The organism is Dolichospermum planctonicum (assembly GCF_005402965.1).
Classification (GTDB): Bacteria; Cyanobacteriota; Cyanobacteriia; order Cyanobacteriales; family Nostocaceae; genus Dolichospermum; species Dolichospermum planctonicum.
Genome location: NZ_BJCF01000035.1, coordinates 14,225 through 35,472, shown reverse-complemented (window position 1 = coordinate 35,472; position 21,248 = coordinate 14,225). Strand labels below are relative to the sequence as shown.

17 protein-coding genes are annotated in these 21,248 nt (G+C 36.5%); 9 read left to right on the top strand and 8 right to left on the bottom strand.

The features are described from left to right. Positions 1-41 precede the first annotated feature (41 nt). Positions 42-614 carry a TIGR04376 family protein gene (locus tag FFO06_RS14850; RefSeq protein WP_137908728.1) on the bottom strand — a complete coding sequence of 191 codons (573 nt, stop codon included), beginning with the start codon at positions 612-614 and terminating at the stop codon, positions 42-44. Between the two features lie 151 nt (positions 615-765). Then, positions 766-1,602, bottom strand: coding sequence for a D-alanyl-D-alanine carboxypeptidase family protein (locus tag FFO06_RS14845; RefSeq protein ID WP_137908727.1), 837 nt, complete (start codon positions 1,600-1,602; stop codon positions 766-768). Between the two features lie 222 nt (positions 1,603-1,824). Here FFO06_RS14845 and FFO06_RS14840 point away from each other — a divergent pair, with 222 nt between their 5' ends. Together FFO06_RS14840 and FFO06_RS14835 are read left to right on the top strand one after the other, a co-directional pair. Then, the gene (locus FFO06_RS14840; RefSeq protein WP_370539408.1) at positions 1,825-2,658 is read left to right on the top strand and encodes a carbohydrate ABC transporter permease; all 834 of its coding nucleotides are present in this window, start codon (positions 1,825-1,827) and stop codon (positions 2,656-2,658) included. A gap of 41 nt (positions 2,659-2,699) precedes the next feature. After that, positions 2,700-4,031 carry a lipid-A-disaccharide synthase-related protein gene (locus tag FFO06_RS14835; RefSeq protein ID WP_137908725.1) on the top strand — a complete coding sequence of 444 codons (1,332 nt, stop codon included), beginning with the start codon at positions 2,700-2,702 and terminating at the stop codon, positions 4,029-4,031. An 18-nt stretch (positions 4,032-4,049) separates the two neighbouring features. On the opposite strand, the gene FFO06_RS14830 is transcribed toward FFO06_RS14835, so the two are convergent. Then, the gene (locus FFO06_RS14830) at positions 4,050-4,772 is read right to left on the bottom strand and encodes a response regulator transcription factor (protein WP_137908724.1); all 723 of its coding nucleotides are present in this window, start codon (positions 4,770-4,772) and stop codon (positions 4,050-4,052) included. A gap of 327 nt (positions 4,773-5,099) precedes the next feature. Next, complete coding sequence (locus tag FFO06_RS14825) at positions 5,100-5,741, bottom strand: response regulator (protein ID WP_137908723.1); 642 nt, start codon at positions 5,739-5,741, stop codon at positions 5,100-5,102. Between the two features lie 675 nt (positions 5,742-6,416). Between FFO06_RS14825 and FFO06_RS14820 the strand changes: the two genes are divergently transcribed. Both FFO06_RS14820 and FFO06_RS14815 read left to right on the top strand, forming a co-directional pair. Continuing rightward, complete coding sequence (locus FFO06_RS14820) at positions 6,417-7,724, top strand: ATP-binding response regulator (protein ID WP_137908722.1); 1,308 nt, start codon at positions 6,417-6,419, stop codon at positions 7,722-7,724. A gap of 22 nt (positions 7,725-7,746) precedes the next feature. Beyond that, positions 7,747-8,862 carry a sensor histidine kinase gene (locus FFO06_RS14815; protein WP_137908721.1) on the top strand — a complete coding sequence of 372 codons (1,116 nt, stop codon included), beginning with the start codon at positions 7,747-7,749 and terminating at the stop codon, positions 8,860-8,862. A 74-nt stretch (positions 8,863-8,936) separates the two neighbouring features. On the opposite strand, the gene FFO06_RS14810 is transcribed toward FFO06_RS14815, so the two are convergent. Beyond that, positions 8,937-9,383, bottom strand: a complete 447-nt coding sequence (locus tag FFO06_RS14810) for a response regulator (RefSeq protein WP_137908720.1) — start codon at positions 9,381-9,383, stop codon at positions 8,937-8,939. A 603-nt stretch (positions 9,384-9,986) separates the two neighbouring features. On the opposite strand from FFO06_RS14810, the gene FFO06_RS14805 reads away from it, so the two are divergent. Continuing rightward, positions 9,987-11,189, top strand: a complete 1,203-nt coding sequence (locus tag FFO06_RS14805) for an AAA family ATPase (RefSeq protein WP_137908719.1) — start codon at positions 9,987-9,989, stop codon at positions 11,187-11,189. Positions 11,190-11,273: 84 nt separating this feature from the next. Further along, complete coding sequence (locus FFO06_RS14800) at positions 11,274-12,584, top strand: amino acid permease (RefSeq protein WP_137908718.1); 1,311 nt, start codon at positions 11,274-11,276, stop codon at positions 12,582-12,584. Positions 12,585-13,138: 554 nt separating this feature from the next. Here FFO06_RS14800 and FFO06_RS14795 read toward each other — a convergent pair. Both FFO06_RS14795 and pdxH read right to left on the bottom strand, forming a co-directional pair. Continuing rightward, on the bottom strand, positions 13,139-14,230 hold the full coding sequence (locus tag FFO06_RS14795; protein WP_137908717.1) for a glycosyltransferase family 4 protein: 1,092 nt from the start codon (positions 14,228-14,230) through the stop codon (positions 13,139-13,141). A 406-nt stretch (positions 14,231-14,636) separates the two neighbouring features. Beyond that, entirely contained in the window at positions 14,637-15,281 is a 645-nt protein-coding gene (gene pdxH / locus FFO06_RS14790) for a pyridoxamine 5'-phosphate oxidase (protein ID WP_137908744.1), read from the bottom strand. Between the two features lie 156 nt (positions 15,282-15,437). Here pdxH and FFO06_RS14785 point away from each other — a divergent pair, with 156 nt between their 5' ends. From FFO06_RS14785 to FFO06_RS14775, 3 genes are all read left to right on the top strand, one after another. Continuing rightward, positions 15,438-16,532, top strand: coding sequence for an AI-2E family transporter (locus tag FFO06_RS14785; protein WP_137908716.1), 1,095 nt, complete (start codon positions 15,438-15,440; stop codon positions 16,530-16,532). A gap of 282 nt (positions 16,533-16,814) precedes the next feature. Next, complete coding sequence (locus FFO06_RS14780; RefSeq protein ID WP_137908715.1) at positions 16,815-17,603, top strand: segregation/condensation protein A; 789 nt, start codon at positions 16,815-16,817, stop codon at positions 17,601-17,603. Positions 17,604-17,683: 80 nt separating this feature from the next. Further along, positions 17,684-18,853, top strand: coding sequence for a nucleotidyltransferase family protein (locus FFO06_RS14775; protein WP_137908714.1), 1,170 nt, complete (start codon positions 17,684-17,686; stop codon positions 18,851-18,853). 59 nt (positions 18,854-18,912) lie between these two features. Here FFO06_RS14775 and speA read toward each other — a convergent pair whose 3' ends face one another. Continuing rightward, a complete protein-coding gene (gene speA / locus FFO06_RS14770; protein WP_028082266.1) occupies positions 18,913-20,928 on the bottom strand; it encodes a biosynthetic arginine decarboxylase in 2,016 nt (671 codons plus the stop codon). Positions 20,929-21,248: the final 320 nt, after the last annotated feature.

The window sequence follows — 21,248 nt, the reverse complement described above, 5'->3', positions numbered from 1 at the left end:
TGGGCGCAGACTTTGCGCCCCTACTAACGACTCTTGACCAATTATTTTCCCATTTTGCGTTTGAGTTGTTCTAATTCATCTTGGGTTTCCCAACGACGAAATTTATCTTCTAATTCATCAAAATTACTTTGAGAATTACTAGCAGTATTCCAACCATAATTTTCTAATTTTTGCTGGGTTTGTGCTTTGGTTCTGGCTGTTTGCATTTCTGCTGCTTTAGTTTGTACCTCTTGGCGACGTTTTTGAATTTTCCCAAGTAGTTCTTGTGATTGGGTAATGCGTTCTTTTAAGCCTTGCATATGTCCCCACATTTGGTTTCCTTCCTGCAATAGTGCTGCTTCTCGCTGTTGGGCTGGAGTGATTAAATCTTGTCTACCCGCAGCTTGGGCTTTTTGAATACGGATATGCCATTTTTGAATTTCTTGGGCTGTGGAAAGAATTTCATCTTGCGATCGCTTCTCTTGCAATTGTAACTCAGAAATTAACTTTAATGTGTCTTCTTCCTGTTCCCGTAGTTGTTCTAAAAGTGCTTCTAATTCTAAATGAGGGTTATTCCGCAAAAATTCTTCTAGACGACTTTCTAAAAAGCGACTTAAATCATCAAATAAACTCATTGTTAAAGCTCCAAATATCCGATATATGTCTATTTTATAACAAAGAATGGGGAAAATAAAAATTTGTTGCTGATTATCTCACTCAGAGAGCAATAATTTGGAATCCTTGGTTTTTAAATTTCATACTTCAATATGGCTATCAGCAATACTGTTAAATTGGTGTAATCCAATATTTAATTCCTTGGATGATTTTTTGTTGTAATCCAAATTTGGGTAAGTCCTCCTCTCTCCAACCTAAATATGTCCAATGGGGAAGATCATTAACTACTGTTTGAAACCAGCCATTTTCATTTAAGGTCTGTTTTTGAGACGGTGTTAATATTTGTAAATCAATTGCTAATCCCCACAAATGTTGTGATGTCCCCGGAGGTGCAACTAAACCAAGAATTTTTGTCTCTTTTCCAGCTTTTACTTGGTTTAATGTTTCTCTATTTGCGTATTTATTCCAAAATCTTAAATTAGTGGCAAAATTACGCAAACAATCCCCAGCATAACCAGATTTTAGAGGAATATTTTCTAAATCTTTGGCTTTATTTAAAGCTGCTGCTGCTGGTTTTTGTAAATAACATTCTTCTGTACCATTTACTAGTTCTATACTGATTTTATCCTGAAAAGATTGGGTTTCTAGTTCATTATCTAAAATGACTTTTTCTGGTAATTTAATTCCTGATTCTTGATTAATAAACACTGTTCCATAGGAACGTAGTAAGGTATATTCAAATGTATCAATCTCAGGAACTGTGGGAATTTTATTGGCAATTGTTGTTAAAAAACGCTGTTGATTATCGAAGTTTTGATCAGGAATAAATGGGAAGTTTACAGCTATTTTTTGCTGGTCACAACTTCTATTATCTCTAGTTACGCATTCTTTGACAATTTCAGGATTTGATGTTAACTGACTTTGGGAAATTTTGTGAGCAAAGACTAAGGCAACACTGACAAAAATAATTATAGTAACAAATGCTGCTATTTTCAGAATTATTTTCATGAAAATATTACTTTTTTTGAAAATTTCGATTTCATCATATCTTAGATCCTGGAATTATTAAAGAAGTACCGGATCTTTTAACCAGTCGGGAATCTTGTTTTTTATTTTTTGTAACTTTAGATCAAATTCTTGTGTATAATTATTAATTATGGAATTAAGTCTATTTTTTAGTTCATCAATTATAATAAACAAAATTGATACTTAATACATCTCAGTAAAATGATGAATTTAAAAGACTCCCGACTGCAAACTTTAGTTATTTATGCCATACTAGGAGCGATCGCTTTAGTCATGCTCTTTCCCATGTTATGGCTAATTAGCACATCACTGAAGTCACCAACGGAAAATATTTGGCAATCACCACCAGAATTATTACCTAGTCAACCTACCTTAGAAAACTTCTCTCAAGTCTGGCAATCTCTACCTTTTGTTACTTATTTATATAATAGTATCCTAGTATCAGTATTAACAGTCGGTTTAAATTTGTTGTTTTGTTCCTTAGCAGCTTATCCCTTAGCTAGACTATCATTTGTGGGCAGAAACGGAATTTTCATTGCTATTGTGGCCACAATTATGATTCCCTTCCAAATCGTCATGATTCCTTTATATATTCTGACAGTGCAATTAGGTTTGAGAAATAGTTATCTAGGGGTAATTTTTCCTAGTTTAGCCTCTGCCTTTGGTATATTTTTACTACGTCAAGCCCTGATAACTGTACCAAAGGAAATTGAAGAAGCTGCTCGTTTAGATGGTACTTCTGAGTTAGGATTATGGTGGTATGTAATGCTACCCGCTATCCGTCCAGCGCTAATTACTCTGGCTATTTTTGTCTTTATTGGCGCTTGGAGTGACTTTTTATGGCCTTTAATTGTGATTCAGGATGAAAGTTTATACACTTTACCTCTGGGAGTTGCTAAGTTAGCGGGGACTTTTTCTTTAGATTGGCGTTTGGTGGCCGCTGGTTCAGTAATTTCAATTACTCCAGTGTTAGTATTATTTCTGTTCTTGCAAAAATACATTGTCCCTACGGATACTGCTAGTGGTGTTAAGGGTTAATTAATATTCTAAATTAATATTAGAGGGTGTTTTTCAAGTCAATGGCCAATTCTCGTTTACAATTATTAGTTTTAAGCAATGGTCATGGAGAAGATATCATTGCTGTACGGATTATCCAGGCTTTACAAACATTATCTTCCCCACCGGATATTTTTGTTTTACCAATAGTGGGTGAAGGACGCGCTTATCAAAAAATAAACGTTCCCATAATTGGTAAGGTACAGAATATGCCTTCTGGTGGTTTTGTTTATATGGATAGCAAAGAGCTAATGCGTGATGTCAGCGGTGGTTTGATCCAGTTAACCTGGAATCAAATCAAATCTGTACGCCGTTGGGTGAGGCTACAAACAAGCTTAGGGAATCAAAATGCTATTCTAGCTGTGGGGGATATTGTCCCCCTGTTATTCGCAGCTATAAGTGGTGCTAATTACGCTTTTGTGGGGACGGCTAAATCAGAATATTATGTGCGCGATGAAGCGGGTTTATTACCAAGAAAATCAAAATCCGCAAAGTGGGAAAATTTTTCTGGTTCAATTTACCATCCTTGGGAAAGGTGGTTAATGAGTCGCAGCCGTTGTCAGGCTGTGTTTCCTAGAGATTCTCTGACGACGAAGATCTTAAAAAAGTGGTCAATTCCGGCTGTAGATGCAGGAAATCCGATGATGGATGGGTTAGAGACCAATTTTAGCAGCCGGGGGTTTGATCGTGGTAATGCTGAACACAAAGAACAAATTCGTCCTTTGATTGTCACTCTATTGCCCGGTTCTCGCGCCCCGGAGGCTTATAATAATTGGGAAATGATCATGGTTTCTGTATCTGCCTTGGTTGCTAGTTTACAACAACCAGATTCTTTATTCTGTGGCGCTGGGACAATGATTTTTTTGGGGGCGATCGCTCCTGGTTTAGATTGTGGTATTTTATCTCAAAGTTTACATATTCAAGGTTGGCGACTTTGTGATCAATCTCCTTTACAAATTCCTGACCCGGACAGCTTGACTTTTAAACAAAAAAATGCTTATTTGATTTTGACACAAGCAGCCTATAATGAGTGTTTACATTTGGGTGATTTGGCCATAGCTATGGCGGGGACTGCAACGGAACAATTCATTGGTTTAGGAAAACCGGCGATTGCTATTCCTGGTGGTGGTCCCCAATATAACGCCGCTTTTGCAGAAGCCCAAAGTCGGCTGTTAGGAATATCCCTAACCTTAGTCAATCAACCATCACAGGTGTTACCAGCCATTCAGTCTCTACTGAAAAATCCTGATCTTTTGCATGACATTGCTAAAAACGGGTTACAGCGTATGGGACTTGCGGGTGCTGCACAAAGAATTGCAGAATGTTTACAGGAAAGATTGATAATGGGTAATTGACTACTGACTACTGAGTGATTAAGCTACTAAGCCAGAACGCAAAGCCCGAACTGCTGCTTGGGTACGATCATCAGCACAGAGTTTGTTTAAAATATTGCGAACATGAGTTTTTACCGTTCCTACGGTAATATATAGTTTTTCTGCAATTTGTCCATTACTGCAACCACCCACAATCAATTCTAAAATTTCCAGTTCCCGTTGGGTGAGGGGGTAGGTTTCTAAAACTTGTTCATATTCTGTTTCTAAAGCCTCGATTTTTACAGTTTTCGGCTTATCGGATGATTGATTGTCAGCAGAGCTACCCTGACGTACTTTTCTCAATACCACATTAGCGATCGCCGGGTCAATCCAAGAGTTACCACGGAAAGTGACTTGTACCGCTTCCGTAAATTTATTAATACTTGTTTCCTTCATATAATAAGAATCTGCTCCTGCTGCGAAAGCGGCCAAGACAGCATCTTCTGTATTATCCATGGTCAAGATCAGAACTTTTGTCTGTGATTGTCCTGTTTCAGCCTGATAACGTCTAAATTTGCGTGTCAGTTCAATTCCGTCCATATCAGGTAAACCAATATCTATCACCGCCACATCTGGTTTCATCGTTTCTAAAAGTTTTAATCCAACAGTCGCATTAGCCGCCTCACCAATCACTTTAAAGCCGCTATGTGACTGCAATTCAGTTCTGAGTCCCATACGGGTTAAATCATGATCTTCAATTAATAGAATACTAATTTCATTCATTGTTACACCCATGATAATCGGATTGCTTCCCTGTAGCACCAGGAGACAGGAGGTGGAAGGTAAAAAGCTTGTTTCCTGAGATTTTGAACCTTTTTACTAAGTAACTATTTTTGCACAGAAACACTAATCAAAACTATTTCTCAGATCAAAATTTCATTTAACTTATCTCAGTCACCCAGACTTAGGATAGATGATTCTGTTACCAATAAACATCTACCAGTAGAAATAATAAATGACCGATTTTTGTAGTTAATATAACTTAATTTAGATGTAAAAATCTAGCTAAAGATATATAGTGGATTCTTTTCCTCCGTCTAGTTTATGATACTAGCCACTGTATGCACAGAGTTTGTTTAAAATATTACGAACATGAGTTTTTACCGTTCCTACGGTAATATATAGTGTTTCTGCAATTTTTCCATGACTGCAACCAGCCACAATCAATTCTAAAATTTCCAGTTCCCGTTGGCTGAGAGGATACTCGATTTTGAGAGTTTTTGACTGAACCAAGGATTGATCATCACCAGGACGAGGCCGCATTTTTCTTAATACCACATCAGCGATCGCCGGGTCAATCCAAGAGTTACCACGGAAAGTGACTTGTACCGCTTCCGTAAATTTATTAATAATTGTTTCCTTGTGATGATAAGAATCTGCTCCCGCTGCGAAGGCCGCTAAGACAGCATCTTCTGTATTATCCATAGTCAAGATCAAGATTTTTGTCTGTGATTGTCCTGTTTCATCCTGATAACGTCTAAATTTGCGTGTCAGTTTAATTCCGTCCATATCAGGTAAACCAATATCTATCACGGCCACATCTGGTTTCATCGTTTCTAAAAGTTTTAATCCAACAGTCGCATTAGCCGCCTCACCAATCACTTTAAAGCCGCTATGTGAGTGCAATTCAGTTCTGAGTCCCATACGGGTTAAATCATGATCTTCAATTAATAGAATACTAATTTCATTCATTGTTACACCCATGATAATCGGATTGCTTCCCTGTATTACCAGGAGACGGGAGATAGTAAGTAACTACTATTGCACAGAAACACTAATTAAAACTATTTCTCAGATCAAAATTTGATCTTGATTTAACTTAACAGTTACCTGTGATCGGGGTAGATGATCCTGTTTTCAGTTAACATCTATCTAGAGAAGTAATAAATTGCCAATATTTGCAATTTAATCGTCGTAAAAATCTAGCTAAAGATATATAGATATTTCTGCTAAAACAAATGAAATTATTGAGACAAATCCGAAAAATTACAGTTTAAGCATGATTCCTAAATTTGCGATTGACTAGATCTAGCATTTGATCGGTAGGGGGTAATACAGTGTATACGGTAATGCGCGTTATAGCTTTTCCTGGCCTTAGCCTTAGCGGTTTCCGTCAAGGATAAATAAAACTCAGATTTGTAAAGACTTTTAACCTAAGTGCTATCAAAACCTATACAAGTTAAGGGAGTGATTTTTATTGGGACAATTGAGACATATTACTTTAATAAGTAATATTACTTATATTTTCAGTACATAATGTTTCCATACAGTTCTCACTAATGGGTGAAGACAGTTAACTAATTGCTAATTTACAATGTTTTCAACTAGATAAAGTATTTGATTTTACTACAGTGAAAATAAAAACCGATGGAAGAAACACTAAAAATTTTAGTTGTAGAAGAGAATGAAGTAGAGCGTGTGCTATTAAATCTAGCTCTGAGGGAAACAGGTATTAGTATAGAACTTGATGAAGTCAAAGATAGCCATCACGCGCTCTCGGCTCTGATCAATAATCACTATGATTGCATATTTCTCGACTATCATTTACGAAATCAAGATTGCTTAACATTAATTCACAAAATAAATTCTTCAGCCATCAAAGTGCCTTTAGTGATTTTGATCAATTCAGGAAATGAAGCAATAGCTGGAGAGTGTATCAAAGCAGGTGCTAGTGAGTATTTGATCAAGTCTACATTATCTTCACAAACCATAGCCCAAATTTTACGAAGTGCAATTCGTATTCACCGATCCCAAATGCAGTTAGAGTTAGCAAATCAACAACTTAAAGAAAGTCGTGAAGAGCTAATTATCAAGAGTAAAGAATTAGCAGTACAACAGCAACAGATTCAGCAACAAAAACTCGCACTTTTGGAAATATCAAGGTTAAAATCATTATTTTTAGCAACGGTATCCCATGAATTGCGAACGCCAATGAATGCGATTATTGGATTTTCCCAGATTCTATTACGTCCCAAATTTGGTAATTTAACCAATCAGCAAATGGACATGGTAGAACGAATCCTCAATAATGGTAAAAAATTACTAATGTTGCTCGATGAAATCCTCGACTTTTCCCACATAGAAGCCGGTAAATTAAAACTCAAGCCAGAAATATTCGATTTATCAGAAGTTGTTAGTAATACAGTGAAAGAAATCCGTTCTTTAGCTGAAGCCAAGAATTTATCTTTGCTAGTCAAAGGAGATTTAAACAATAAATTAGTATTTAATGATGCAGTAAGATTACGGCAAATTTTAATGAATTTGCTTTCTAATGCCATTAAGTTTACAGAATCTGGAAATATTTTCGTAGAAATCAAAGAAATACATCAAAATAGAGTTACAATTGCTGTAGAAGATACAGGAATTGGTATTGCTACTCAAGATTTTCAAAATATTTTTGCAGCATTTCATCAAGTTGATCAAGGGATTAGCCGTAAATATTCTGGTGCAGGATTGGGTTTAGCTATTGTTGATTCATTAGTACGCATGATGGGAGGAAAAATATATATCGAAAGTAAATTAGGAGTCGGTTCAATGTTTAAAATAGAATTACCACGGAAAATAAATTTGATAGCCGATTTAGGTAATGTAGTTTCTCGTACTCATCAGCATCATTTTCATTCCATATATTCCCATAGGAAAGCATCAATAAATTCTCCAAATTTGAAATTGTAGATGATTAAAAGGTTGATTAATTATGACTATTCTCAAAAAAGATCGAATTTTGTCCGTTGATGATACTAAAGATAATCTGATTTTAGTGGAAGCAATTTTAGAAGATGAGGGATATCATATTGATTCAGTTGCTAATGGTGAAGCAGCTTTAAAAAACGTGGTAGAATTGCCACCAGATCTAATTATTTTAGATGTGATGATGCCAGGCATAAATGGCTATGAAGTGACGCGAAGAATCCGTAAGAATCCAGAAATAAACTATATTCCAATTTTGCTATTAACAGCTTTTGACGAATCTAGCGTTGTGGAAGGTTTAGATGCGGGTGCTGACGATTTTATTCGCAAACCCTTTGACACAGAAGAATTATTAGCAAGGGTGCGATCGCTGCTAAGATTAAAACACAGTATCGACGAACAGCGAAAAATGACACTACAGCGAGAAGATTTTGTTTCTCGTCTTACCCATGATTTACGGACTCCTTTAGTAGCTGCTGATAGAATGCTGCATTTCTTTTTGCAAGAAGTCTTTTGTACGATTTCTCCAGAAATGAAACAAGCGATTAATATGATGATTCGTAGCAATCAAAATCTCCTAGAAATGGTGAATACTCTCTTAGAAGTTTACCGTTTTGAAGCTGGGAAAAAAAGCTTAAACTATGAATCATGCGACTTAACACAAATAGCTACTGAAGTAGTGGGTGAACTCAGTCCCTTAGCAGTTGAGAAAAACTTAATTTTAAAATTAGATACCCATGAATTAAACCAAACAGGAAATAATGGAGGGATTGTTAACGGCGATCGCTTAGAATTAAGACGAGTATTCAATAATCTCATTGCTAATGCTATCAAATTTACCGATACAGGTAGCATAGAAGTCCGCATTTTTCAAACCTTATCCCCAACCAATCATCCCAGTCAAATAATCATCGAAGTTCAAGATACAGGTTATGGTATTGCAGCCGAAGATCAAGGAACAATTTTTGAGCGATTTCGCCAGGGAAGGAATAAAAGATCAGGTAGTGGTTTAGGACTGCATCTTTCACAATGTATTGTCGAAGCCCATGGAGGTAAAATAGAACTTTCTTCACAACTTGGTAAAGGTAGCACATTCACAGTCAGATTACCCAAAATCACTTGATTACTATTAATTAACAAATGCAAGGACTTTGAACCTGATTCCCTATTCCCTATTACCTATTCCCTATTCCCTTGCTATATTCTTGAAACCGAACATAGCTGAAATTTTCTACCTAGTAACCGCCGAATAGTTGTTTCTAATTCCTCAATCATATAGGGTTTACTAATGTGATCATCAAAACCAGCTTTGAGAATACTTTTTTTATCTTCAGTTCCAGTCAAAACCGTTACAGCAACTACAGGAATATGACAAGTTAATAATTCTCCCTTGAGACATTGAATAACATCTAACCCACTCATACCCGGTAAGAAAATATCCAATAAAATTAAATCAGGCTGATACTTCTTAGCCATAAACAGTGTTCTTGAACCTTCTTTTTGACAAATAGATCGACAACCTAATAATTCTAGGGTATAACTCATTAGCAGTAGACTATCATCATTATCTTCTACTGCTAAAACCAAAGGCTGTCGATGTTTTTGTCGTTTTTCATCACTCATAAATGAATGTGCTAAATACATCTCTTCTCCAGAGTAGTTAATAGGGAGTAGTCGTTTTTATGAGTAGAACAGACGAACCCGCAAATTCTCATTGGTTGTTTATCTTCAGTAATTGGAACAGGAAATAAAAATCCAGTTTTAATCCTTTTAGCAGATATATTTTGATTATATGCAAAACTGTCAATAAATTTATTTACAAAAATCAACAAATTTATAATCCTACTCTTTCGAGAAATAGGGTTTATTGTTTTTATTTTTACTAACCATGGAATTACTGTTTAATTTTTCAACCATAGGTAGGGTGAGAAATACCCACCAAAACCAGCCTAATAACGATCAAGCTGACATTGGATATGATTAAATAATTGCCAGAAATTGTCAAATACTACCATAATTACTTTTCTGATTAAGAAGTCTATTTTTAAACTTTGAAGATCATGTTATAGAAAAAATAGCAGACGTAAATCTAGTTTCTATCATCTAATATTGCTCAAACAGCTAAATTATGAGTAGAATAGTTGACACAACTGCAATTTTGGGAATATAATATATTACCAATTATTACCAATAGTGGCTGTAACAAAAAATTGTGCATCATTGTCTCAGCAGAGAATAATTTAAATTATGGATTTTGACTACTTCAGAACTAACGAAAGTAATAACACCAATAAAAACTGTCAGAACTTGTTATCCAGTGGTTGGCGGCCATTTCACAGAGATTTTGATTGGGAATATTTCGGGAAAATTTTATTCCATGATACTCAGGAATTAACCCAGAAAGGTATTAATTTAGTCAGTTATTATGCTGATGCTTTGGCCAGAAAAGAATATGCTTGGTGGGCAAATATTTTAAATTTAGCCTCAGATTATACTCGTGGTGAATTTCAGAAATTTTGGAATTATATCACACCAGATATGCTCACTCCAGAACAGCGCCATAAAGAGATTTTGAGTACAGAAACACCGCTTGTACAATTTGTGAGCCGCAATAGTATTCCTATTGATTATGTGCTGAATCTTCTGCAAGAAATTACCGTTCTCCGAGTCTTAAAATTATTAGAACGTCCTGATATTATCACTCAGTATTACTCCGAAAGAGACTTTTATTTTCCAGTAGAAAAATTTGTGAACTGGGAAAGATTAGATGTGGTAAATACAGTTTATGCTTATTGGTCAAAACATGATATTTGGTTACAAATTGAAGCCTATGAAAGGGGCAGAAGGAATTATACTTTAATGTCCCAAAATATGAAACCTTTAATTAATAAAGCCACCTATGATTTAGCAGTAATGCTGAGTGGATATCAAAGTCGCGTCGGGAAAGTTCATAGTCAATATCCCTTGCGGACATTTCCCCAAGACATCCAAAATTTTAGCGACTTAGTTCAACAAACAATTTTGCATCAAAACCAATTAGCAGTTGTAGTTCATGGCGCACCAGGTACAGGAAAAACCGCATGGACCCAGAGTATGGCTAAAGAAATTCTTGTCCCTTTAGGATATGTAATTTTCATTTTAGATCATGATGCTATTACCAACTTTGTCCCGCCAACATATTTAGAACGCATTTGTATTATCATCAACGAAGCTGATAATCTAGCTCAAGATCGGGCTTCAGAAGTGGCACAATATAATAACAAAACTGAGCATATTTTAGCCTTATTAGATGGGACATTATACCAGAGTATAATTGATGAATCTGGTATGCAAATGCAGCAAAAATTAGTAGTATTAATGACTTGTAATACCACGGAAAGATTAGATCCAGCCATGTTACGTAAAGGTAGAGTAGATTTAATGTGTGAGTTTATCAAGAAGTTCGTTTAATCACTTATTATATTCTCGACTGATCTTAGAAGTCGGGTATCTAGTATAACTATATTGAGAAGAGCAACAATTAGTTTTGAGTTTATGATTGGACAAGAAAAACAAGATCAACAAGCAGTAACAAGATTATTTTCTCACCTGGAATTTGATGGTAATAAATTTCAACATCAACCAGGCAGTGTTTTAGGAAATACAGCTTTGATTGTAGGTACTACTGTTGGGGCTGGAATTATTGGACTACCAGCAGTAACCTTACCATCTGGGATTATACCATCTACAATTGCCATTATTATTGTATGGTTTTATACTTTAATATCTGGTTTAATAATTGCGGAAGTGACTTTAAATATCATGCAAGTTGAGGGTATTCCCCATTTAGGCTTATTAGCAATAGTAGAAAAGATTCTTGGTAAAGTCGGAGCGAGAATTGCTGGAGTCGCATATTTATTTAATCACTATGCTTTGTTAGTGGCATATATGACTAAAGGTGGAGAAGTTTTAACAACCACAGTTAATCAAGTTTGGAAGTTAGAAAATATTTTACCTCATTGGGCAGGAACAGTGAGTTTTTCTCTAATATTTGGTAGTATGATTTATTGGGGAAAAAATAACTTTATTGAAAAATTAAATGAGATACTTACCATTATTTTACTCATGGCCTTTGTGGGTTTATTATTATTAGGAGGAAGCCAAATCCAAAGCTCTCAATTCTTAGTCCAAAATTGGACTGCTATTGGTGGTTCTATTGCTGTTATATATGTGGCCATGTTCTACCATTCTGTTATCCCGCTGGTTGTGACTCAATTAGAAGGAGATATTCCCAAAATTCGTCAATCTATTATTATTGGTTCTGTGATTCCACTCCTGATGTTTTTGGCTTGGAATGCGGTTATTTTAGGCTGCGTGACTCCAGATATTGTACAACTTAGTCCAGGAAATGAGAGGATATTTGACCCATTAAAAATCCTCCGCAATGGTGCTTCTGGAGAATGGTTTGCGATGTTACTATCAATTTTTTCGGAATTTGCCATTGTCACATCATTTATTGGTATTACCTACGGTTTAACGGATTTTTTTAAAGATATTTCTTTAATCACTAAAAGCGAAATTTCTCGTTTACCTCTTTATTCCTTGATATTGCTTCCACCTTTAAGTTTAGGAACATTTAATCCCACCATATTTTTCCAGGCTTTAGAATACACAGGTACGTTTAGTATTTCTATTTTAGCAGGAATTATGCCAGCATTAATGAGTTGGAAACAAAGTGAAAATCCAGAATTTTTCCATATTAACCATCAAACCCTAGTTCCCGGAGGAAAAATAACATTAATATTCATCATTATGGGCGGAATCTTTCTAATAGGTAGACAATTTTTTTCAATATATAAATTCTAAATATAAATCCTAAAAATGACTAATTTCCGGTTAATAAAATGACGCTAGAAAACCTAATCTTTTCTTTCTGGAGTTTGTTCGCTTTGGCTTATACCAACATACTTGTTTTTGGTGATCATCTACATAATCAATATTCAAAAGTGAATAAAACCCCTCTTGTCGGGTAATGACAAAAGAGGATTTGGAGCTAAAGTCCGGTAGGGTAATCGGGCTATTTAATATATAATATTTAAAGTGGTTTAATCCAGTCCCCCTTTAGATATATAAATTGCTGATCATTCTATGGAATTGGTATCATTTCAAAATTTATAAAAAAAATCCCTTGCTTGTACAATGCAAACAAAGGAATGTGCTGTTAAAGTTCGTCAGGTGATCGGAATATTTAATTATTTAGTATTTATTGGATGTATCTTGATTCCTCCATTGGGTAGATAAAAATTGGCGATATCAACATCTTATGGTCTATTTTCAGACTTACCCTGTTTATTATTCTTCTTCGCTGCTGTTACACACTTATAGATAATTTACCAGATATGCACTGGAAATAACTATTATTAATCAAGTTGTGTATAGGTTGAAAAAGTTTCCTGAAAAGCGAACTCATGATACACAGCTAATGTTTCTTGATGTACACGGGCAACATTTAACCATTCTAAGTTTTCTTGCGCCCGATTTTTCCATTCTTGAAGCATATTTGTATTACTCAATAGTTTTATTAATGCTTCAGCCAATTTATGGCTATTCTGAGCCGGAACTAATATTCCCGCTTTCCCATTATCTAACGCCTCTGGAATTCCGTCTACCTCAGTAGCCACAATAGCTACCCCAGCTTCCCTCGCTTCTGAAAGCACCAAAGGACAAGGATCACGGTGGGAAGCTAAGACAAAAATATCACAGGCTAGTAAATAACGTTGTGGTTCGGGACAAAATCCGACAAAATGAATTTGATCACTAACGTCCGTTGCTTGAGCTTGAGCTTCAAATATTTGTTTATCTGGTCCATTTCCTACTAGATATAAATTGACTGTGGGAAAATTTTGAGTAACTTCCTCAAAAGCTGCAATTAACTCAGCAATTCCCTTCCGTTTGTACATTCCCGCTACAGTAACAATCGCAGGACGGTGTAAACTTAAAGGTTGATAATCCGAGATTTTCCTAGTCCGAGGGCTACCCAAAGTTCCATTACAAATTACTCGTAGTTTCTCTTCAGAAATTCCCCGTTTTACCATCGAATTTTTAACGGCTTTACTAACAGCAATTACTCGGTCAGCTAAACCCATTAATACACTACTACGTTGAAATTCATTATGTACTGTAGCCACTAAATTATATCTATTTCCCCACCTCAATGCTCTTGCTAAAACCACACCAGTCATCATGTGAGCATGAACTATATCTGGCTGAAATTCTCCCACAATTTTCCGATAACCTACCGCCGCTTTGATCATATTTATTGGCTGGCGATTTTGGTTTATTGTATAGTGTTTAACCCCAAATTTATTTAATAATTTTTCGTATTCTCCTCCTGCTGAAATTACCGCTACATGATCACCAGCTTGGGATTGTAAACAAGCCAGATCAACAGCTACATTCACAATACCATTACCGATTTCTTGGATATGATTCAATATATGTATAATTCTCATAAATTGAAGAGATTGTATTAAAAACTATTGAAATTTTACAAAAAAACACAAATAATATAGCAATCAGTAGTCAACTTTTAATACCTTTGTCTGATCAGTATTTAAAAATTTTCCGCTGTTTTAATTACTCTGATCACTACTATATTCATAAATTTTAGTCTCTTTGATAAGTTCTGTTTATCATAGCTAATGGCATTTTCTTGTATCTGTACTTTAAGAAACAAATATCTAACATAATTTTACCAGGTAACTTCTTAGGAATTATTAATCAATAATCATCGTTTTTTTCTTAGATCAGTATCTTTTTATAGAAAAATTAAATCATTTTTGATAGCTGGCGTTATGAGGCTACACAAAAAGATTCCCGACTGCTTGGAGAAGTCGGGAATCTAAAATTAATCTAAAATTAAGGTGATAACCGCTCGATTTTCCAATTTCCATTATCTACAAGAGTATATCGCAACCGATCATGTAAGCGGCTGGATCTTCCTTGCCAAAACTCAATTTCCTGGGGAATAACTCGAAACCCCCCCCAATGAGGAGGTCGAGGCACTTCTTGATTTTGATATTGACGCTGAAACTCTATTAATTGTGTCTCTAATACATTTCTGCTGGAAATTACTTCACTTTGATTAGAAGCCCAAGCACCTAAACGGCTAAAGGGTGGACGCACTTCAAAATAGCTATCAGACTGTGCTGAGGAAATTTTCTCGACAGTCCCCACAATTCTGACTTGACGTTCTAGTTCAGCCCACCAAAAAACCAAAGCAGCATGGGGATTTACTGATATTTCTTGTCCTTTTTGACTATTGTAATTAGTGAATAATACAAAACCCCGTTCGTCAATATCCTTGAGTAGTACCATTCTCGCCGAAGGCTTACCATCAGGTGTACAGGTAGCCAAAGTCATGGCATTAGGTTCAGGTAGTTGGGCTGCTACGGACTGGTTAAACCAAATTTTAAATTGTATAAATGGATTCGGGTCAATTTCTTCTTCATTTAAATCTTCTAGGGTGTAATCTTTACGAAGATCAGCAATGCTTTTATCTATCATTTTTATTTTCTCACGATTTAGATTCAGCGTATATTAGTATTGGGGGAAACATTCTATGATCAAAATCAGTACGTTTTTTGGACAATAGGAAATAGGAATTACGCCACCCTGCCCTGCAAGCCCCTGAAGCCCCCTGTTTATACATTAAATCAGATGCGCCGTTTTGCCCCTCTGCAAACTTTGTTAATTTATGGACTCAGTGGACCAATTATTGCTCTCAATATCTGGCTGATGTCTGTATTATTTCATTTTTTTCAAAATCCTCTGACTATCCTCAGTATTTCTGCCATTCTGGCTTTTTTACTGAATTATCCAGTCAAGTTATTTGAAAATATTAGAATTAGACGCACTCAAGCAGTAATTATTGTTTTACTACTTACCTTAACTCTATTTATTGTTTTATGTGTTACTCTTGTACCAATGTTGATTGATCAAACCATTCAACTTTTGAATAAGATTCCAGATTGGTTAGCGACTAGTCAAGCCAATTTCGATCATTTAGAGATGTTAGCGAAGCAAAGACGGTTATCTATAGATTTAAAGCTGGTGACAAATCAAATTAATGCTAATATACAGAACCTAGTTCAGCAAATAGCTTCAGGGGCTGTAGGATTTGCGGGAACGCTATTATCAGGAATACTCAATGTTATATTAGTCATAGTTCTCGCTTTTTATATGTTAATATATGGCGATCGCGTCTGGACTGGACTAATCAATCTTTTACCATCAAATATCGGTATTCCCCTGAGCAAGTCATTACAATTAAATTTCCAGAACTTCTTTCTGAGTCAATTGTTACTAGGGCTATTTATGATCATAGCCCTCACGCCAATTTTCTTATTTTTGAGAGTACCATTTGCCCTCTTATTTGCTATTATTATCGGTATTTCTGGACTTATTCCTGTTGTTGGCGCAACCTTAGGCATTGGTTTAGTCACAATATTGGTATTAATTCAAAATTGGTGGTTAGCATTTCCAGTCGCTACAATGGCAATTATCATGCAACAAATTAAAGATAATCTATTAGCTCCCAAACTCATGGGTAATTTTATCGGACTCAACCCCCTGTGGATTTTTATCGCCATTTTAATGGGATTTGAAATTGCGGGTTTGCTGGGAACACTGGTGGCTGTACCAATTGCTGGAACTATCAAAGGTACTTTCGATGTGATCAAAAACAGTCAGCATAGTGATTTTGTCGCAAATTTTCGGGCTAATTACGGCTCAGAATTTGGGGAAGATGAATAAATTAGTCAGCGGTCAGTGAAACTCTTGTTCTTGAGCAAATTTTAGATTTTAGATGTTAAACGGCATCTAATATTAAACCAAGATTTAAACCAATATTTAAACCAATATTTAAAAAGGTCTGATAAACTAGGTAGTGTAGCTATATTTATACTTACTGGATTCAGAAATAAGCTACTTGGAATAAATCTAAAATCTAAAATCTAAAATCTAAAATCTAAAATCTAAAATCTAAAATCTAAAATTGCGTGACCTCTGATTTCTGGTATATTAAATTTTGAATTGATGGATGCAGTTGAATTATTAGAAACAATTACACACCTGATTTCCCAAGCCGAAAAAGGGGAAATTGACCCTTGGGACGTGCGAGTTATTGAGGTGATTGATCATTACTTGAAATTAATGTCCCCAGAAGCAACTACCAGAGGCTATGAAAATGATTTATCTCAATCTGGACAGGCTTTTTTATCAGCATCAAAGCTTGTATTATTTAAGGCAAATACATTAATGCAACTGTCAACGGTATATAATACTCCAGAAGAAGTTATAGATGATACAATATTAGAAATTGAAGATGGATTGTCATGTCCAGCCCGTCCCTTACAATTAGAGCAACACCTGCGTCGTCGTCCAGCAGCTATGCCACCTCGAAAACGTCGAGTGACACTGCAAGAGTTAATAGACCAGTTGCAAATCATGGCCAGCCAGTTGAAACTGGTAGAAAAATCTGATAAACCTCAGCGAACTAAGCGCCAGTCTAGTGTGCAAACCATGCGGGAAGCCCTAGAGTTAGCCCACCAAGAAAATTTAACGGAGGTCGCGTTAGAGCTAGAACAGGTGTTACATCGTGCTGCTAAAGAGCGAAATTTGGAGGAACAATGTTGGAATCTAGAAGAACTGATAGATTTATGGATACAGACAAAGCAACCAGGGAAAAACGGACATAATCATCAATCAGGACATGGTAGCATGATTAGCGTTTTTTGGGCTTTACTACTGCTCTCGGCTCAATCTAAGGTGGAGTTATTCCAAAAAGAATTTTACCAGGAAATTTCAATTCGTTTACCTAATTAAAGTCCAGGAGCAGGGGGAGCATAAATTTCTATCCCCTAATGACAACTGACAACTGACCAATTACTAAGGAATAAGATTTTATGAAAGCAATGATTCTTGCAGCAGGAAAGGGTACTCGTATCCGTCCTATTACCTATACAATTCCTAAGCCCATGATTCCTATACTGCAAAAGCCAGTAATGGAATTTTTATTGGAATTATTGCGCCAACACGGATTTGATCAAATTATGGTCAATGTCAGCCATTTAGCGGAGGAAATAGAAAGTTATTTCCGTGATGGTCAGCGGTTTGGAGTGCAGATTGCCTATTCTTTTGAAGGTAAAATTGATGATGATGGTAAACTCGTGGGGGAAGCCATTGGTTCGGCTGGGGGTATGCGTCGGATTCAAGACTTCTCACCATTTTTTGATGATACCTTTGTAGTATTGTGTGGTGATGCTTTAATTGACTTAGACTTAACTGCGGCAGTAAAATGGCATAAATCCAAAGGTGCGATCGCTACCATTATCACTAAATCAGTTCCCAAGGAAGAAGTTTCTAGCTATGGTGTGGTAGTTACTGACGACGATAATCGCATTAAAGCCTTCCAAGAAAAACCCCCAATAGAAGAAGCTCTTAGCACTAATATCAATACGGGTATTTATATTTTCGAGCCAGAAGTATTTAAGTATATACCCTCTGGAGTAGAATATGACATTGGTGGCCAGTTATTTCCCCAACTTGTGGCAGATAACGCCCCTTTTTATGCTATTCCCATGGATTTTGAATGGGTAGATATTGGTAAAGTTCCCGATTACTGGCGAGCAATTCGCGGTGTTTTATCGGGGGAAATCAAAAATGTACAAATCCCCGGACATGAAGTCGCTCCCGGTATTTTTACTGGTTTGAATGTATCTGTAAATTGGGATAAAGTTGATATTACTGGACCTGTTTATATTGGTGGAATGACCAAAATTGAAGACGGAGCAAAAATTATTGGACCGGCCATGATTGGTCCAAATTGCTGGATTTGTAGTGGGGCTACTGTAGATAACAGCGTGATTTTTGAATGGTCCCGTTTAGCTCCCGGAGTCCGCCTAGTTGATAAATTAGTGTTTGGGCGTTACTGTGTAGATAAAACGGGAGCATCCATTGATGTCCAAGCTGCGGCTTTAGATTGGCTGATTACAGATGCCCGTCAAACTCGTCCCATAGAAACGCCTTTAGAACATAAAGCCATTGCTGAATTATTGGGAACAAGTTCAATTTAGTTAGTTGTCAGTTGTCAGTTGTAATTTGCTACTGACAACTGATCCCTGACTAATGACTATTAACTATTCAAGTAAGTATACCGTTGTAAACTTTGCTCGTAAGTTTGTAGAAGTCGCTGAGATTCCGCTAAGGTGATGTGCTGTTCTTCTAAAGCCCGCTCACAACGCTGGCGAATATTTTCTACCATGTCTTCAGCATCGTATTGAACGTAACTAACGACTTCACTCATGGTATCACCTTTAACAACGTGTTCAATTTGGTAGCCCTTGGGAGTTAAATTGATATGAACGGCGTTAGTATCACCAAAGAGATTATGTAAATTCCCCATAATTTCCTGGTATGCTCCATTCAGGAACATTCCCAAATAATAGGGTTTTCCTGGATGAAATTTGTGTAATTCTAACACTGATTTCACATCTCGCAAATCTATAAAGCGGTCTATTTTCCCATCACTATCACAGGTGAGGTCTGCTAAAATTCCTCTGCGGGTTGGTTCTTCATCCAGACGATGTATGGGCATAATGGGAAATAGTTGATCTATAGCCCAACAATCTGGTGCTGATTGAAACACAGAAAGATTGATGTAGTAAATGGAAGCCATGATTTTTTCTAGGTCTTCCAATTCGTCAGGTACGTATTCTTCCTGACGGATGATAGTTAAAACTTTTTGACAACAAGCCCAGTAAAGACGTTCGGCCTTAGCGCGTTCATTCAAGCGCAAAATTCCTAAATTAAAGCGACTGATAGCTTCTTCTTTGAATTGAGCAGCGTCGTGATAAAATTCTTGGTAATTTTCCTTATTGATAGATTGGTAAGTTTCCCACAGGTATTTAATAATTGGAGATTCTCCGTCTTGGGGAGGATCAGGAGGATCAAGGGGGACATCACTGGTACTGAGAACGTCAAAAATCAACACTGATTGGTGAGAGGAAATTGCCCGACCACTTTCACTCACAAGAGTAGGTACGGTAATTTGCCGTTCATCACAGGTATCTTTTAATTCGGCTACAATGTCGTTAGCATAGTTTTGCATATTGTAGTTTTTTGAGGTGTAGAAGTTCGTTTGCGAGCCGTCATAATCTACACCCAAACCACCCCCAACATCTAAGTATTTCATATCTGCCCCTAGCATCGCCAATTCTACGTAAATACGACTAGCTTCTTGAATGGCATCCTTAATGACATTGATAGCGGAGATTTGCGAACCAATGTGAAAATGTAACAGTTGTAGAGAACCGAGTAAGTCAGCTGCACCTAATTTTTCTACAGCTTCCATAATTTCGGGAATTGTTAAGCCAAATTTAGCGCGATCGCCTGTAGAAGTTCCCCAGCGACCCATACCTTGTGTGCTTAATTTGGCTCTAACTCCCAAAATTGGCTTAATTCCTAATTGACGACTAGCAGCAATGGCTAAATCCACCTCTTCAATTTGCTCTAGGACGATAATTGGTGTTTGTCCTAGTCTTTGGGCTAACATAGCGGTTTCGATGTATTCCTGGTCTTTGTAGCCATTGCAAATTAACAATGCTCCAGGGGTATCCAATAAAGCCAAAGCGATCATTAATTCTGGCTTAGAACCTGCTTCCAAACCAAATTGATGGGGTTTACCAAAACGAACTAAATCTTCAATCAGGTGACGTTGTTGATTGCACTTAACAGGAAAAACCCCACGATAGACACCAGGGTAATTATAGCGGGCGATCGCCTTAGCAAAACAAGCATTTAAGCGCTCAATCCGGTCTTCCAAAATATCGGAAAAGCGGATTAACATAGGAAGACCTAAATTACGCTGTTGTAGAGCATTGACCAACTCAAACAAGTCCAAAGACCCACCACGTTCACCCTTGGGAGAAACAGTTACATGACCAGCAGCATTAATCGAGAAATAAGGCCGACCCCAACCTTCAATCCGATAAAGGTCTTCACTATTCTCAATTTTCCAGGGAATAGATAAATTTCCCGTGCTTATGCTAGTAGGTACTAACAGTTTCTTCTCTCTTTGGCTTTTCAATTCAGCTTTATGCCCATTAGGCGGCATTTTTACAATCTCATCAGCAGTTGACTCGACACCCATTTCTTCCTGACCTCTGTGTGTTGCCCACGAATTAACAATTTAACAAAATAGTCTGGTAAAGGATATAAGACTAGAAATAATTTCTGATTAAGAATTAGGATAATCACCCAATACTCCCTTGTGCTGAGAATGGTTAGTTACAAAAATTTGCGTTTATCTGCGTTTATCTGCGGTTAATTACCTATTGCTGTATGTAATGGGTAAAGAAAATGGTAATTCAATCCGGTTATCCACCATGATCAGGGAAAATTGCTCAGACTACTAGACAAAAGACCTCAATACAACTGACAATTAACCCATCAAAATTTGATTATGTTTTT